The organism is Lentzea sp. HUAS12, from assembly GCF_024125735.1.
GTDB lineage: Bacteria > Actinomycetota > Actinomycetes > Mycobacteriales > Pseudonocardiaceae > Lentzea > Lentzea albida.
On record NZ_CP099738.1, the window covers coordinates 6985039 to 6998608 of the forward strand.

The 13570-nt window shown below is 69.6% G+C and carries 16 protein-coding genes; 10 read left to right on the forward strand and 6 right to left on the reverse strand.

Annotation, left to right across the window (positions count from 1 at the left end; all coding sequences use genetic code 11):
* On the reverse strand, positions 1–813 hold the full coding sequence (locus ND450_RS32255) for a helix-turn-helix transcriptional regulator (RefSeq protein WP_089907538.1): 813 nt from the start codon (positions 811–813) through the stop codon (positions 1–3).
* A gap of 73 nt (positions 814–886) precedes the next feature.
* Between ND450_RS32255 and ND450_RS32260 the strand changes: the two genes are divergently transcribed.
* From ND450_RS32260 to ND450_RS32270, 3 genes are all read left to right on the forward strand, one after another.
* Entirely contained in the window at positions 887–1144 is a 258-nt protein-coding gene (locus ND450_RS32260; protein ID WP_253322150.1) for a hypothetical protein, read from the forward strand.
* Positions 1145–1209: 65 nt separating this feature from the next.
* Positions 1210–1554, forward strand: a complete 345-nt coding sequence (locus tag ND450_RS32265) for a hypothetical protein (protein WP_253322151.1) — start codon at positions 1210–1212, stop codon at positions 1552–1554.
* Positions 1555–1647: 93 nt separating this feature from the next.
* On the forward strand, positions 1648–1857 hold the full coding sequence (locus tag ND450_RS32270; RefSeq protein ID WP_253322152.1) for a hypothetical protein: 210 nt from the start codon (positions 1648–1650) through the stop codon (positions 1855–1857).
* Here the strand turns inward: ND450_RS32270 and ND450_RS32275 are convergent.
* Complete coding sequence (locus ND450_RS32275; RefSeq protein ID WP_253322153.1) at positions 1854–3635, reverse strand: gamma-glutamyltransferase family protein; 1782 nt, start codon at positions 3633–3635, stop codon at positions 1854–1856. The genes ND450_RS32270 and ND450_RS32275 overlap by 4 nt on opposite strands.
* A 336-nt stretch (positions 3636–3971) precedes the next feature.
* On the opposite strand from ND450_RS32275, the gene ND450_RS32280 reads away from it, so the two are divergent.
* The gene (locus ND450_RS32280; RefSeq protein WP_089907526.1) at positions 3972–4730 is read left to right on the forward strand and encodes an SDR family NAD(P)-dependent oxidoreductase; all 759 of its coding nucleotides are present in this window, start codon (positions 3972–3974) and stop codon (positions 4728–4730) included.
* Between the two features lie 25 nt (positions 4731–4755).
* Here ND450_RS32280 and ND450_RS32285 read toward each other — a convergent pair whose 3' ends face one another.
* Positions 4756–6399: a TM0106 family RecB-like putative nuclease gene (locus ND450_RS32285; RefSeq protein WP_253322154.1), complete on the reverse strand. Its 1644-nt coding sequence runs from the start codon at positions 6397–6399 to the stop codon at positions 4756–4758.
* Positions 6400–6482: 83 nt separating this feature from the next.
* Here ND450_RS32285 and ND450_RS32290 point away from each other — a divergent pair, with 83 nt between their 5' ends.
* Positions 6483–6917 (forward strand): DUF6474 family protein, encoded by a 435-nt coding sequence (locus ND450_RS32290; protein WP_253322155.1) that lies wholly within the window; start codon positions 6483–6485, stop codon positions 6915–6917.
* Here the strand turns inward: ND450_RS32290 and ND450_RS32295 are convergent.
* On the reverse strand, positions 6895–8544 hold the full coding sequence (locus tag ND450_RS32295; RefSeq protein WP_253322156.1) for a BCCT family transporter: 1650 nt from the start codon (positions 8542–8544) through the stop codon (positions 6895–6897). The genes ND450_RS32290 and ND450_RS32295 overlap by 23 nt on opposite strands.
* 59 nt (positions 8545–8603) lie before the next feature.
* On the opposite strand from ND450_RS32295, the gene ND450_RS32300 reads away from it, so the two are divergent.
* Genes ND450_RS32300 through ND450_RS32315 form a run of 4 tightly spaced genes read left to right on the forward strand, consistent with a single transcriptional unit; the run spans position 8604 to position 11449 of the window.
* Positions 8604–9119: a hypothetical protein gene (locus ND450_RS32300; RefSeq protein ID WP_253322157.1), complete on the forward strand. Its 516-nt coding sequence runs from the start codon at positions 8604–8606 to the stop codon at positions 9117–9119.
* Positions 9120–9171: 52 nt separating this feature from the next.
* Positions 9172–9906 carry a YcnI family protein gene (locus ND450_RS32305; protein WP_253322158.1) on the forward strand — a complete coding sequence of 245 codons (735 nt, stop codon included), beginning with the start codon at positions 9172–9174 and terminating at the stop codon, positions 9904–9906.
* Positions 9903–10433 (forward strand): copper resistance CopC family protein, encoded by a 531-nt coding sequence (locus ND450_RS32310; protein ID WP_253322159.1) that lies wholly within the window; start codon positions 9903–9905, stop codon positions 10431–10433. The genes ND450_RS32305 and ND450_RS32310 overlap by 4 nt, the downstream gene beginning before the upstream one ends.
* The gene (locus ND450_RS32315; protein ID WP_253322160.1) at positions 10430–11449 is read left to right on the forward strand and encodes a copper resistance D family protein; all 1020 of its coding nucleotides are present in this window, start codon (positions 10430–10432) and stop codon (positions 11447–11449) included. Before ND450_RS32310 ends, ND450_RS32315 begins: the two co-directional genes overlap by 4 nt.
* On the opposite strand, the gene ND450_RS32320 is transcribed toward ND450_RS32315, so the two are convergent.
* On the reverse strand, positions 11442–12269 hold the full coding sequence (locus ND450_RS32320; protein ID WP_253322161.1) for a LysR family transcriptional regulator: 828 nt from the start codon (positions 12267–12269) through the stop codon (positions 11442–11444). The two genes, ND450_RS32315 and ND450_RS32320, sit on opposite strands and share 8 nt — an antisense overlap.
* 87 nt (positions 12270–12356) lie before the next feature.
* Here ND450_RS32320 and ND450_RS32325 point away from each other — a divergent pair, with 87 nt between their 5' ends.
* On the forward strand, positions 12357–13067 hold the full coding sequence (locus ND450_RS32325) for an SDR family oxidoreductase (protein WP_253322162.1): 711 nt from the start codon (positions 12357–12359) through the stop codon (positions 13065–13067).
* 91 nt (positions 13068–13158) lie between these two features.
* Here the strand turns inward: ND450_RS32325 and ND450_RS32330 are convergent, their stop codons facing one another.
* Positions 13159–13491, reverse strand: coding sequence for a hypothetical protein (locus tag ND450_RS32330; RefSeq protein WP_245785797.1), 333 nt, complete (start codon positions 13489–13491; stop codon positions 13159–13161).
* Positions 13492–13570: the final 79 nt, after the last annotated feature.

Here is a 13570-nt window from a genome sequence, read left to right on the forward strand (position 1 = left end):
CTACCTCTCGGCAGCCAACCTCTCGATCCACGCGGCGGACTCTTCCGGGGTCAACGCCAGCTTCGAGAGGTGCTTGAAGGTAAGGATAGTGGCCTTCACGCGGCTCTGGTCCTCGATGTGCATCGAGCCTCCGGCGTGCTCGACGTAGAGAACTCGCGGGCCTCCGTCGAACGGGAAGTCCAGCAGAGTAAAGGGTCCGTTGTGGCCGTCGTGCAGTCCAGCCGTGTCCAATACGACCTGAATGGTGACGTTCGGTAGCAGGCTGAGGTTCGCGATGTGCAGCAGTTGATCTCGGTCAGCGTGCCGGAGAGCGGATTCGGCGATGATCGCGTGGTAGCGGACCGGGTTGTCCCCGGTCAACCGCTCCTGCCTGCGCACGCGCACCGCGATCTGGCTGTCGACCCACTTCCTCGACCGCTGCGTCCTGGCACCGGCGAAGACCGCGCGCATGTATCCCTTGGACTGCACCATGCCCGGCAGGTAGCTCGACTGGAACTCCCTGATCGCTGACGCGTCGTGCTCCAGGCTGATGTAACCCTGGTCTTCGAGGCGGTACTGCTTCCACCACCCCTTTTCCTTGGCCAGTTCCCACATCTCGACGTACGGCGTTTCCTCGTCGCCGATGACGCCGTACACGTCGAGCATCGCGCGCAACGCGTGGATGTCCGGCACCTGGCCGTTCTCGATGCGGCTGAGCTTCGGAACGTTGTAATCGATCCGGTCGGCCGCTTCGCGCTGGCTGAGGCCGGCGCGCTCGCGCAGGAGTTTCAGCGCCTCGCCGAGGCGCTTTTGCCGGAACGTGGGTTCAGCCACGGTCCAAACGGTAGAGGCGAGATCCGGGAACTGAGATTCTCACTCCTCGGGTGCAGTGAGGAACGTCCTGGTCATGGACCACCTCCACCGCATCGAGTACCACCGCAGGCTGCCCGGCGGTGCGCTGGACCTCGCACAGGTCGAGGAAGTCCTCGACCACGGTTGGTACATAAAGAAAGGCGACGAGTGGCGCCGCCGCTACACCCTCGAATGCGCCGTCGACTTCCTGGCGCGCACCGGAACGAAAGCGGGCACTTACGCGATCACGGTGTGGCGGGCGGACGTTCGGGTCTGCACGGTGGGAATGGAGTGGCGTCCCTCCAAAGGATGAAGAACTTCCCTCGCCTGAGTTACGGAGCTTGATGTAGAGGGGGCGAACACGGGACGTTCGCGCCCATGAACCTCAGGAAGACCGTCGCGGGGGCCGCTGTCGCCCTCGGCAGCACCGCCGTCATGCTCGGCCTGGGTGGTACCGCACTCGCCGACACCGCGGACGCCACCGCGCACACGCAGCCCGACATCGGTGGTCAGCTGGGTGACATCGCGACCGTCGGCGAGCTCGCGAAGGTCGACACGTCCGACGTCGACGGCAAGGTCCAGGCGATCAACGAGCTGGACGGCGACGTCACCGCGATCGTCGAGAACGTCGACGCCGGTGGCAACGGCGTGCCCGCCGCCACGCTGCTGGGCCTCAACGAGCCGACCGAGCCGTGGAACGGCTTCGCGCACGTCGACATCTGATCCGGACTTTCCCTGGCCGGGGCGGCGCCTGATTCCCTCCCCCTCGAATCGGGCGCCGTTCCACTTCTCCCAGACCTCCAGGAGCGGAACGCGTTGAGCCTCAAGAAGATCGTCGCGTCCGCCGGGATCGCCGCCGGTGCGCTCGCCGCGATGGCCGGCACCGCCGGCGCGAGTGCGCTCCCGCAGCTCCCACAGGTCGAGCAGGTCAGCGACGTCGCCGGTGCCGCCGGTGTCTCGACGCTGCACGACTCGGGCAGCGACGTGGGCGTGATCTACGACGGCACCGAGGTCGTCAACGGCTAGCGGCCCGCCGCGTAGCCCTGCGTACCGCGCGGGTTCGCCCCGGCGCGCAGGAGTCCGCCGGCGGAATCCCTTGCCACGGCGGACATGCGGCCGAGAGTCCACTCCCCCGCGTCCACGACCAGGTGGCCGCGCGAACGCAGGTCCTCCAGCACGTCCGCGCCGACGCGGTTCTCGATGACGAGTTCGCCCGGCGTCCAGGCACGCGGGTAGAACGAGCTCGGGAACGCGTTCGAGTGCCACATCGGCGAGTCGATCGCCTCCTGCAGGTTCAGGCCCGACCGGTGCGCGAGCCAGAAGCCGAGCTGCCACTGGTCCTGCTGGTCGCCGCCGGGGGTGCCGAACGCGAGCGCCGGGCGGCCGTCGCGCAGTGCCATCGACGGCGAGAGCGTGATCCGCGGGCGCTTGCCGGGGGCCAGCGAGTTCGGCAGTCCCTCGTCCAGCCAGAACATCTGGGCGCGGCTGCCCAGGCAGAAGCCGAGTGACGGGATCGTCGGCGACGACTGCAGCCAGCCGCCGGACGGGGTCGCGGAGACCATGTTGCCCCAGCGGTCCACGACGTCCACGTGCACGGTGTCGCCACGCGTCACGCCGGAGCGCTCCACGGTGGGTTCGCCGATCGCGCCGGTCGGGTCGGAGACCAGAGCCGACGGTCCGCTGGTGATGTGCTTGGGCAGCAACGGTTCCCGGCCGTCGGGCGAGCCGGGGCGCAGTTCGAGGGAAGCCTCGGAGGAGATCAGCGCACGGCGTTCTGAAGCGTAGGAGCGCGACAGCAGGGTCTCCAGCGGCACGTCCGGGACGTCGCCGTACCAGGCCTCGCGGTCGGCGAACGCGAGCTTCGCGGCCTCGACGGCCAGGTGCAGCGTCTCGGCGGTGGGCTTTCCGTCCACGTAGGACAGGTCGTAACCCTCCAGCAGCCGGAGTTGCTGCACCAGAGCGGGTCCCTGCGTCCACGCGCCGGCCTTCACGAGCGACCACTCGCCGAAGTCGGCGACGACGGCGTCCTCGTACGACGCCTCCCACGACGCCATGTCGGCACCGGTCAGCACACCCGCGTGGTCACGACCCGAGTCGTCGCGGAACTCCGAACGGCAGAACTCGTCGATCTGCGCGGCGACGAACCCCTGCGACCACGCCCGGCGCGCGGCTTCGATCTGCGCCTCGCGATCGGCTCCGGCGGCCTCGGCGGCGGCGAGCAGCCACTCCCAGGTGTCGGCGAGCTTCGGGTTGCGGAACCGGCCTCCGGGCGCCGGCAGGACGCCGTCGGGCATCCACTGCGCGGCCGACGTCGGCCAGTGGTCGCGGAACAGGTCCGACACCATCCCGATGGTGTGCACGGCACGTTCGACCAGCGGGAACCCGTCGCGGGCGTAGCCGATGGCCTTGTCCAGCACCTCACGGAGCGTCTTGGTGCCGTGGTCGCGCAGGAGGGTGAGCCAGCCGTCCCACGCACCGGGCACGGTCGCGGCCAGCAACCCGCTGCCGGGGATCAGTTCGAGGCCCAGGTCCGCGTAGTGCTCGATCGACGCGCCGGCGGGCGCCACGCCCTGCCCGCAGAGCACCCGAGGGGCCGCTCCGGCCGCCGAGAAGATGATCGGGACCTCGCCGCCGGGGCCGTTGAGGTGCGGTTCCACCACCTGCAGCACGAATCCGGCCGCCACCGCGGCGTCGAAGGCGTTGCCGCCGTCCTCCAGGACCGCCATCGCCGAGGCGGAGGCCAGCCAGTGGGTCGAAGCGACCATGCCGAAGGTGCCGACGAGTTCGGGGCGCGTGGTGAACACGTCCATAAAGGTACGCGAGGCTAACTATCTTGCATGGCTCCGAGTGACGCATACCCCACGCCCGAACGGAGCAGACCCTGAGACGCGTACGACTTTGGTCGTAGCGGACCGTGACACATCTCCTACCAGAGGTCTACCGGCGCGGGCGATGTTTCGAACACGCTCGAACGGCACAGTTCTGAGCATGGGAATTCTGATGACCGCGACGATCTTCATCGGCCTCGCGCTCCTGGCAGCCGTGCCGCTGGTGGCCCTGCTCCACCTGACCGACCGCGTGAGCTCTAGGTAACGAGCGTTAACCTCCTCGCGAGCAGTTCTCTCGAGGAGGATGAAGGCATGGAGATCTCGGGTACCGCGGCCATCGTCACCGGTGGCGCGTCCGGCCTCGGCGGCGCGACCGCACGTGCGCTGGCGGCGCGTGGGGCGCAGGTGTTCGCGCTCGACCTGGCCGGCGCCATCGAGAAGGCCGAGGCGGTCGAGAACGTCACGTACCTGGCCGCCGACGTGACGTCGGGCGAGGAGGTCCAGGCCGCCGTCGACACCGCGGCGGGTTCCGGTCACCCGCTGCGCATCACGGTGAACTGCGCGGGCATCGGCCCGTCGACGCGCACGGTCGGCAAGTCCGGCCCGCACGACCTCGACCTCTACCGCAAGGTCATCGAGGTCAACCTGATCGGCACGTTCAACGTGCTGCGCCTGGCCGCCGCGGCCATGGGCAAGACCGAGGAACTCGAGCACGGCGCACGCGGCGTCATCATCAACACCGCGTCCATCGCCGCGTTCGACGGCCAGATCGGCCAGGTCGCCTACGCGAGCTCCAAGGGCGGCGTCGTCGGCATGACCCTCCCGGCCGCCCGCGACCTGTCCAACGTCGGCATCCGCGTGCTGACCATCGCGCCCGGCATCGTCGACACCCCGATGCTCGCCACGGTCTCCGACGAGTTCCGCGCGGGCCTCGCCGCCGGCATCCCGTTCCCGAAGCGCCTGGCGCAGCCGTCGGAGTACGCGCAGCTCGCGCTCTCGATCATCGAGCACGACTACCTGAACGGAGAGGTCATCCGCATGGACGGCGCTCTCCGCATGGCACCCCGCTAGCGCGGCGGCGATTGCAGTCGCCGCGCTAGAGATCTCCCGCGTACGGCAACCGGGACATGGCGTCCGAGGTCATCCACTCGCGCAGGCGGTGGGTGGCCAGGACGTCGTCCTCGTTGTACTCCAGCAGCCGCCGCCGCTGGTCCACGTCGAGCTCGTCGCCGTTCAGCCCCACGGCCGCCCGGTACCAGCGCATCGAGTTCTCGCCGCCCGCCTCCGGGTCGCGCCACGAGAAGCCCGCGACCGGCGCGATGACCTTCAGGCCCTTGCCGTGCGCGCACAGGAACTGCTCGCGGACGATGCCGAAGAGGTCCACCCAGGAGTCGGAGTTGATGAACTCCTTGACCTGCGCGACGGTCGGGATGCCGGGCTTGCCCGCGAACCGCTCCGCCGACGCCAGCAGCCAGCGGTTCTCCGCCAGCTCGTTGTAGCAGTAGGCGCGGAACGACAGGCCGCGTGCCTTCGCGCGCAGGCGGATGCCGGTCAGCCACGTCCAGAACTCGGCGAACGAGCGGGCCTCGTCGTCGCACGGCAGCGCGTCCCACGTCACGAACGCGCGGTAGCCGTGCGGTTCGTCGATGTCCTTTCCGGACAGCAGGCAGCCCCACATGTACGCGCCCAGGTCGCCGAAGCTCTCCATGTCGACGTCGACCTCGACGTCCGCGCGCGGCACGTTCATCTCGGGCACGCGGCGCACCAGTGTGAGGTCGCGCAGCCACGCCCGCGCCAGCACCACGGCGTCGCCGAACGGCATGCCGACGAGCTGGATCGGGCCCTCGGCGAACGGGTCGAGCTCGGCCAGCTCGTCCACAGTGGACAGGCCGATCTTCCGCAACGCCACGGCGTCCTCGCCGCGCACGACGAGGCTGACGTCCCTGCCCCGCTTGAGTTCGCTGTCGCAGGTCGGCCACCACGGGCAGGTCTTGCAGTCGACGATCCGCGACGGACGGGCCAGCGGCTCCTTCTCGTTCGCGGCCGCCAGCGCCACGGACAGCCTGTCGCTGAACCGCGCGTCGTACTCGGCCAGCGCGTTGCGGCCGCCCGGCCACGTCGGCGCCTCCAGGTCGTGCCACAGCACCACGTCGGCGTCCATGCCGATCACACCGCCGGTGGCCCGTCCGTTGCGCGCGTGGCCGGCGGCCTGCAGCTGCCGTTGCGCGTGGGCCAGCCGCAGCTGGTCACGGGGCTGGGGGCGGACCTTGCGGTGCGGGTCCGTGCGGCTGCCGTCGGGCAGCGGCATGGACAACGGGCTCGTGCGGGCGCCGTGGCCGGGGTCGGTGATCTTGTGCCGGACCACGAGCACCGGCACGTAGCCGGTGGTGTCCTTGACCAGCAGGTCGATCCCACCGCGACGGCCACCGCGCGGGTCGCGGGGCAGCGCGGCGCCCCAGATGTACGGCGCGCCCATCTCCATGGCCGCGAGCGTCACCCGTTCGCGGTCGGCGCTGCGCACGTCGGGTCCGCTCGGCACCTCGAAGAGGTTCGAGCCGACGATTCTCCCGAGCGCGTCCGCCACCGCACGGCGGTGGTTCGCCGCGTCCGCTTTCCGTTGTTCCGAAGCCGGATCCGGCGCCGCCTTGGGAGCGTCGCGCATCTCCGGATCGTTTTCGAGGTGCACCCGCCGCCGACAACGAGTGACCACGCCGGCGTCTAGCTGCACCTGGGAAGTCACAGGATGCAGGGTATGTCGCGCGTCCACCTGCTGTGTCGGCAACCTGGGCAGTAAGTTTCACGTGACGGAGGAGGAGTACCCGAATGGCGCGCAAAGCGAAGGCAGGCTTCACGCCCGGCCGAGCCAAGAACCTGGTCGGTGTCGCGAAGGTGGTGGCTCCCGCGCTCATTCCGGTGCTCGCCCCGGTGATCGCCCGCGGAGCTGGGGTTTTGAGCGAGCAGTACGACCGCTATCGGGCGCGCCGGCTCGGCATCGACGTCGCGGACATCGGGAAGTACTCCGGATACGGCGCCCGGCTGCACGCGCGAATTGTCGGCTTTTCGGAGTCGCTCGAGACGGTGCGCGCGGCAGATTCCGATTGGGTTTCGAAGACCGAGTCACGACTCGCGCAGTTGCTCGCCGCGGTGCGCGCTTCCGAACGCATGCCGACGGCCCGGCGCAAAGCAGCGCACCGGGCCGTCGCGACCGATCTGGAAGTGCTGGAGCAGGAACTGCTCAGGCGTTTGAACGTTCGCTGACGTTCGGCACCTTCCCGGTCACCTCGGCGACCGCCTTCATTGCCGCCTCCTCGACCACCTGACCGGGGTCGAGGTGCGCGGTGACCTCCTCCATCACCTCGGCGACGCGTTCCTCACGCCTGATCATCGGGTCGGAGCGCAGGTCCTTGGCCAGCGAGACGCACAGGCCGACCATCACGACCATGAACGGCAGCGCCACGATGATCGTGAGGTTCTGCAGGCCGGTCAGCGCGTTCGACCCGCCGACCAGCAACATCACCGCGGCCACGGCACCGGTCAGCACGCCCCAGAAGATCACCACGGGCTTCTTGGGCTCGATCGTGCCCTCCTGCGAGAGCGTTCCCATCACGATCGACGCGGCGTCCGCGCCGGACACGAAGAAGATCGCCACCAGCACCATCACGACCACACCGGCGACCGCGGCGAGCGGGAACTGGTCGAGCAGCGTGAAGAGCTGCGACTCCGGCGTCGACTGACCGGCGATGTCCGCGCCCGAGCGCTGTTCGAAGATCGCCGTGCCACCCAGGATCGCGAACCACACCAGCGACACCGCGGACGGCACCAGGATCACGCCGGCGACGAACTGCTTGATCGTGCGGCCGCGCGAGATGCGGGCGATGAACATGCCGACGAACGGCGTCCACGAGATCCACCACGCCCAGTAGAAGATCGTCCAGCCGGACAGCCAGGCCTCGGTCGCGTCGCCACCGGACGCGCCGGTGCGGCCCGCCATGGTCGCGAGCTCGCGGAAGTAGTCGCCGATGGCGGTGGGCACCAGGTTCAGGATGAACACGGTCGGGCCCACGACGAACAGGAACAGCGCCAGCACGACGGCCAGCACCATGTTGATGTTCGACAGCCATTGGATGCCCTTGGCGACACCCGAGACGGCGGACGCGACGAACGCCACGGTCAGGATCGCGATGATCGCGACCAGCACGCCCTTGCCGACCTCACCGCCCCAGCCGGCGGCGTTCAGGCCCGACCCGATCTGCAGCGCGCCGAGGCCCAGCGACGCCGCCGAGCCGAACAAGGTCGCGAAGATCGCCATGACGTCGATGGCCCGGCCCCAGCCCTTGCTGGCCCGCCTGCCGAGCAGCGGCGTGAAGGCCGAGCTGATCAGCGACGACCGGCCGCGGCGGAAGCTGCTGTACGCGATGGCGATGCCGACGATGGCGTAGATCGCCCACGGGTGCAGCGTCCAGTGGAACAGCGTGGTGGCCATCGCCGTCTCCAACGGGTCCCCGTCGGTGCCGGGCGGCGGCTTCACGAAGTGGGTCAGCGGCTCGTTGACGCCGTAGAACATCAGACCGATGCCCATGCCCGCGCTGAACATCATCGCGACCCAGGACACGGTCTTGAACTCGGGTTTCTCGTCGTCCTGTCCGAGCGGGATCTTGCCGTAGCGGCTGAACGCGAGCCACAGCGCGAAGACCACGAAACCAGTGGCCGAGAGCACAAAAGCCCAGCCGAGGTGCTGGATGATCCAGCCGAGCGCGGCCTTCGAGGCAGAGGCCAACGAGTCTGTACCGACGATCCCCCAGGTCACGAACGCAAGCGTGAGACCTGCGGCAACGCCGAAAACAACCCGGTCGGTCCGCCCCGGCTTGTCGCATTGAACGGTCATGCGGCCCGGGCTACCCGATCGTGGACCAGACCAAACTCCTCCGATTACCCTCAATCCTCGTGAGTACACGGACGAATGAGTTGCGCACCCTTCGCGGTGCCGCGCTCGCGTTGACGTCCGCGGCGCTCACCATCACCGCCCACGGGTTGGGCGGCGGCGAGATCGGTGAGTTCGTCCACGCGTTGCCTCTGGTGGTGCTGATCGCGTTCGCGGCGGCGTCCCTGGCCGACAAGCGCACCGGCAGGCTCTCGGTCATCGCCGGCCTCGGCACGGCCCAGCTCGCGCAGCACCTGCTGCTGACCTGGGTCAACCACGAGCACAACAACACGCTGACCTGGCCGATGTTCGCAGCGCACCTCGTCGCGGCGACGCTGACCGGGCTGCTGCTCTTCCACGCCGAGAACGCCCTGTTCAGGCTCATCGCCGCCGTCACCCGCCTGATCCCCCGCAGGCTCACGCCGCTGCCGGTCTCGACGCCGGTGCGGACGTTCACCAGCACGCCGTACGTCCAGAACGCGCTCTACCTCGACGTCGTGCGCGCGAATCGGCGGCGCGGCCCGCCCTGTGACTCCTGATCATCCGTATCCCTCGTACGAACACCCTTTGGCAATCAGGAGCCACAACTTCATGTCGACGAATCGATTCGGCGTGCGCACGCTCGCCGTCCTCGCCGTTGCCGGAATCGCGGTGCTCGGCACCCCGACCATCGCATCGGCGCACGTCAGCGCCCAGCCCGCGGAGTTCACCCAGGGCGGTCGCGCCACCTTCGCGTTCCGCGTCCCGAACGAGCGGGACAGCGCCGGGACCACCAAGATCGAGGTGACGCTGCCGCAGGACACGCCGCTCACGTCGGTGCGCACCAAGCCGCTGACCGGCTGGAAGGCCGAGGTCGTCAAGGGCAAGCTCGACAAGCCCGTGACGGTCTCCGGCAAGGAGATCACCGAGGCGTTCACCTCGATCACCTGGACCGCCGAGGCCGGTACCAAGATCGGCGTCAACGAGTACCAGGAGTTCTACGTCGCGCTCGGCACGCTGCCGGAGGGCAAGGACACCCTGCTGCTCCCGACCAAGCAGACCTACGAGAACGGCGAGGTCGTCGACTGGTCGCAGGCTCCGGGCGCCGACGGCAAGGAGCCGGAGCACCCGGCGCCCGCGCTGAAGCTCGCCCCGAAGAAGGCCGGCGAGGGCGACCACGGCCACGGCGCGTCCAACACCGCCGCCACCGGCGGTGACACCCACGAGGCGTCCGCGGCCGGCTCCGACTCGACCGCCCGCTACCTCGGTGGCGCCGGTCTGGCCGTCGGCGCCCTCGGTCTGGGTCTCGGCGTCGGCGCGATCCTGCGTTCGAGGCGCAAGGCATGAAGCGCGCTCTGATCGCGTTCCTGTTCGCCGGTGCGGCCGTGCTCGCCACGGCCGCGCCCGCGGCGGCGCACAACGCCCTGATCGGCAGCGACCCGAAGGACAAGTCCTCGCTGGAGGCCGGTCCCTCGACCATCACCCTGACGTTCGACCAGGACGTGCAGGGCGGCCAGGGCATCAACGAGATCACGGTCGTCGACGCGAACGGCGGCCACTACGAGGTCGCGGGCGACCCGACGATCAAGGACACCGCGGTGTCCGCGAAGGTCAACGCCCTGGGCAAGGCCGGTGAGTACAAGATCGGCTACCGGATCCTGTCCGCGGACGGCCACCCCGTCTCCGGTGAGCTGACCTTCACGCTCACCAAGGACGGCACGGGCACGCCCACCGCTCCGGCGAACGCCGACGCCTCGACCGGCGCCTCCGACTCGGGCGGCGGACTGCCCGTGTGGGTGTGGATCGTCGGTGCCGTGGTGCTCCTCGGCGGTGGCGTGTTCTTCGCGCTGCGCGGCGGGAACACGAAGGCATGAGCGACGTCCGGACCACCGCCCCGACCCACTACCGCGTGCTCGCCGGCCTGGGGCTCGGCGCGCTCGCGGGGGTCGCGCTCGGCCTCGTGCTGGCACCACCCGTGGTGGTCGCCGGGGTCCTCGACGCCGGGGCGGCGGTCCGGTACGGCCTTCCGGTCACGCGGGTGCTGCTCGACGTCTCGGCGACGGTCGTCGTCGGGCTGTCGATCCTGCCGAAGCTGCTCGGCTTCGACCGGCCCACGCACACCGAACCCGTCATGCGGATCGCCCGGCCGGCCGCGGTGGTCGCCGCCGCCGTCTGGATGGTCACGGCCCTGCTGGCGATCGTGCTGCAGGCCGCCGAACTGCGGCCGGGCAGCGACGTCAGCGTCGGCAACGCGGTCGACTACGTCGCGACCGTCGGCGCCGGGAAGGGCCTGCTCTTCAGCGCGGCCTGCGCGTTCGTCTACCTCGTCGTCGGCGTGATGGCCGTGCGCGGAGGCGAGTCCGTGCCCGCCGAACTGCGCATCCTGATCTCGATGTTCGGCCTGCTGCCGATCCCCGTGACCGGGCACGCCTCCAACTGGAAGTACCACGACTACTCGATGGTCTCCATGGAGCTGCACGTGCTGGGCGCCGCGGCGTGGACCGGTGGGCTCGGCGCGTTGATCGCGCTGGTCGCCCACCGCAAGGGACTGCTGGCGATCGCGCTGCCGAAGTTCTCGAAGATCGCGACCGTCAGTTTGATCGTCGTCGCGGTGACGGGCCTGTTCAACGGGTTGCTGGAGCTGGTCCTGAACCCCGTCGTGCCGTTCCCGCGGTCGCTGTTCACGACCGGCTACGGGTTGCTGTTCCTCGGCAAGCTCGTGTGCGCGGGCCTGGTCGCGGTGCTCGGCGCGCACGTCCGGTGGCGGCTGCTGCCGAAGATCTCCCAGCACAAGGTGACCGCGATCGTGCAGTGGGCGGTCCTGGAGATCACGATCATGGGCGTCGCGTTCGGGCTCGCCGTCGTCCTGAGCCGCGCGCCCGTCAGCTGAAGCCCGTCGCGACCCTGACCAGGTCGGCGACCGCGCGCGACCTGCTGTGCGGTGGCCACGCGATCACCGTCGTCACCTTCGGCGCGTCCACAACCGGCACCGCGGCCAGTCCTTCACCCAGCCCGGGACGGACGACCTCCGGCATGACCGCGACGGCGCGGCCCAGCGCGATCAGCTGGAACAGCTGCGTCAGGTTGTGCACCTCCACACCGGGACCGGGGAGGTAGCTGCCGTCGGGCTCCGGCCAGCGCACGAGCTCCGGCAGGTCGGCGACGTCCGCCATCCGCAGCCGTTCGGCGCCGGCCAGCGGGTGCGAGCTCGCGACGATCGCGAACTGGCTCTCGGTGTGCAGGGGCTCGGCGTCGAGACCCGCGGTCGAGTCGAACGGCTCGTGCAGCAGCGCCACGTCGGCCCTGCCGTCGAGCAGCGGTTGCGACGTGTGGGCCTCGCACAGCAGCAGGTCGACTTCAACCGCACCGGGTTCGGCGGCGTAGGCGTCGAGCAGCTTCGCGAGCAGTTCGCCGGAGCCACCCGCCTTGGCGGCCAGCACCAGCGACGGCCGGTCGACGGTCCGCGTCCGCCTCTCCGCCGCGGCGACCGCCCCGAGGATCGCCCTGCTCTCGGCCAGGAGCACCGCGCCTGCGGCCGTGAGCGAGACCTTGCGGCTGGTGCGGGTCAGCAACGCGACTCCCAGCCGGTGTTCGAGCTGCGCGATCGTCCTCGACAACGGCGGCTGGGCGATGCCGAGGCGGTCGGCGGCGCGGCCGAAGTGCAGTTCTTCCGCCACGGCGACGAAGTACCGGAGCTCTCGGGTCTCCACCCGACCACCGTATCGATACCGGCCGGGTATCGCTGCCAGACCGGAGTGGTGTTGGTTCCGGCGACGCCTCCGACCACGATCAACTGCATGAGCGAACAGACGATTGCGCTGGTCACCGGCGCGAACAAGGGCATCGGCTACGAGATCGCGGCCGGTCTCGGCATGACCGTGGGAGTCGGCGCGAGGGACGCCCGGCGCGGCGAGGAGGCAGCGGCGAAGCTGCGTGCGAGCGGCGTCGACGCGTTCGCCGTGCCGTTGGACGTGACCGACGACGAGAGCGTCCTGGCAGCGGCGGCACTGTTCGAGGAACGGTTCGGCCGCCTGGACGTGCTGGTCAACAACGCGGCGATCGCCGGGGCGTGGCCCGCGGCGCCGTCCGCCGCCACACCGGGGAGCCTGCGGGAGGTGCTGGAGACCAACGTGATCGGCGTCGTCCGGGTCACCAACGCGATGCTTCCGCTGCTGGCCCGTTCCGCACGACCGCGGATCGTGAACCAGTCGAGCCACCTCGCGTCACTGACGTTGCAGACCACTCCGGACGTGGAGTTCGGCGAGGTCAACGGCACATACACGCCGTCGAAGACGTTCCTCAACGCCCTCACGGTGCAGTACGCCAAGGAGCTCACGAACATCAAGGTCAACGCCGCCTGCCCCGGCTACGTCGCGACCGACCTCAACGGGTTCCAGGGGACGAGCACGCCCGCGGAAGGGGCGAAGATCGCGATCAGGCTGGCCACGCTGCCGGACGACGGTCCTACCGGCGGCCTGTTCGACGACACCGGGACCGTGCCCTGGTGAGAACGGGGCGAATGTTCAACGTGAAACATCCACGACTTCGACCGGACTCGGTGAGTGGTCCGATCGGCGCGACGAGCTGCCCACGAACGGACTAATCGGTGATCAGTCGAGCCGAAGATTCTTCGCGCATCCGCGCCAGCCGGTTCATCGTCCGCTGTCCGCGGCGGTCCAGCTCGCGGCTGTCGATCCAGCCGTTGGCGTAGTAGCGGTAGTCCTGGGCCAGCGCCACCAGTTCGGCGAGGTAGTCGGCGGACCTCCGCCGGCGTTCCTCGTCGAAGCCCGCGAGCAGTGGCAGCTGGGTGTCCACCACCTCGTCGAGCAACTGCGCGGACCGCAGCGCCCGCTTGGAACGCCACCTCCGAGTAAGGCTCACGCGCACCTCGTCCTCCGCCCCGACCTGCCGCACCTTAGGCGTGGATTGCACGCCCGTCGATGCTGCATTCGTGTGCGAAGGTCCTGGCGTTACCTCTTCGTGTCCCACGCCATCCGAAAGTGGTGCTATA

What these genes read in the sequence shown, in the direction of transcription:
- ND450_RS32260 (WP_253322150.1), top strand. Translation starts at nt 887, where the DNA reads ATGGACCACCTCCACCGCATCGAGTACCACCGCAGGCTGCCCGGCGGT.
- ND450_RS32265 (WP_253322151.1), top strand. Translation starts at nt 1,210, where the DNA reads ATGAACCTCAGGAAGACCGTCGCGGGGGCCGCTGTCGCCCTCGGCAGC.
- ND450_RS32280 (WP_089907526.1), top strand. Translation starts at nt 3,972, where the DNA reads ATGGAGATCTCGGGTACCGCGGCCATCGTCACCGGTGGCGCGTCCGGC.
- ND450_RS32290 (WP_253322155.1), top strand. Translation starts at nt 6,483, where the DNA reads ATGGCGCGCAAAGCGAAGGCAGGCTTCACGCCCGGCCGAGCCAAGAAC.
- ND450_RS32295 (WP_253322156.1), bottom strand. Translation starts at nt 8,544, where the DNA reads ATGACCGTTCAATGCGACAAGCCGGGGCGGACCGACCGGGTTGTTTTC.
- ND450_RS32305 (WP_253322158.1), top strand. Translation starts at nt 9,172, where the DNA reads ATGTCGACGAATCGATTCGGCGTGCGCACGCTCGCCGTCCTCGCCGTT.
- ND450_RS32310 (WP_253322159.1), top strand. Translation starts at nt 9,903, where the DNA reads ATGAAGCGCGCTCTGATCGCGTTCCTGTTCGCCGGTGCGGCCGTGCTC.
- ND450_RS32315 (WP_253322160.1), top strand. Translation starts at nt 10,430, where the DNA reads ATGAGCGACGTCCGGACCACCGCCCCGACCCACTACCGCGTGCTCGCC.
- ND450_RS32325 (WP_253322162.1), top strand. Translation starts at nt 12,357, where the DNA reads ATGAGCGAACAGACGATTGCGCTGGTCACCGGCGCGAACAAGGGCATC.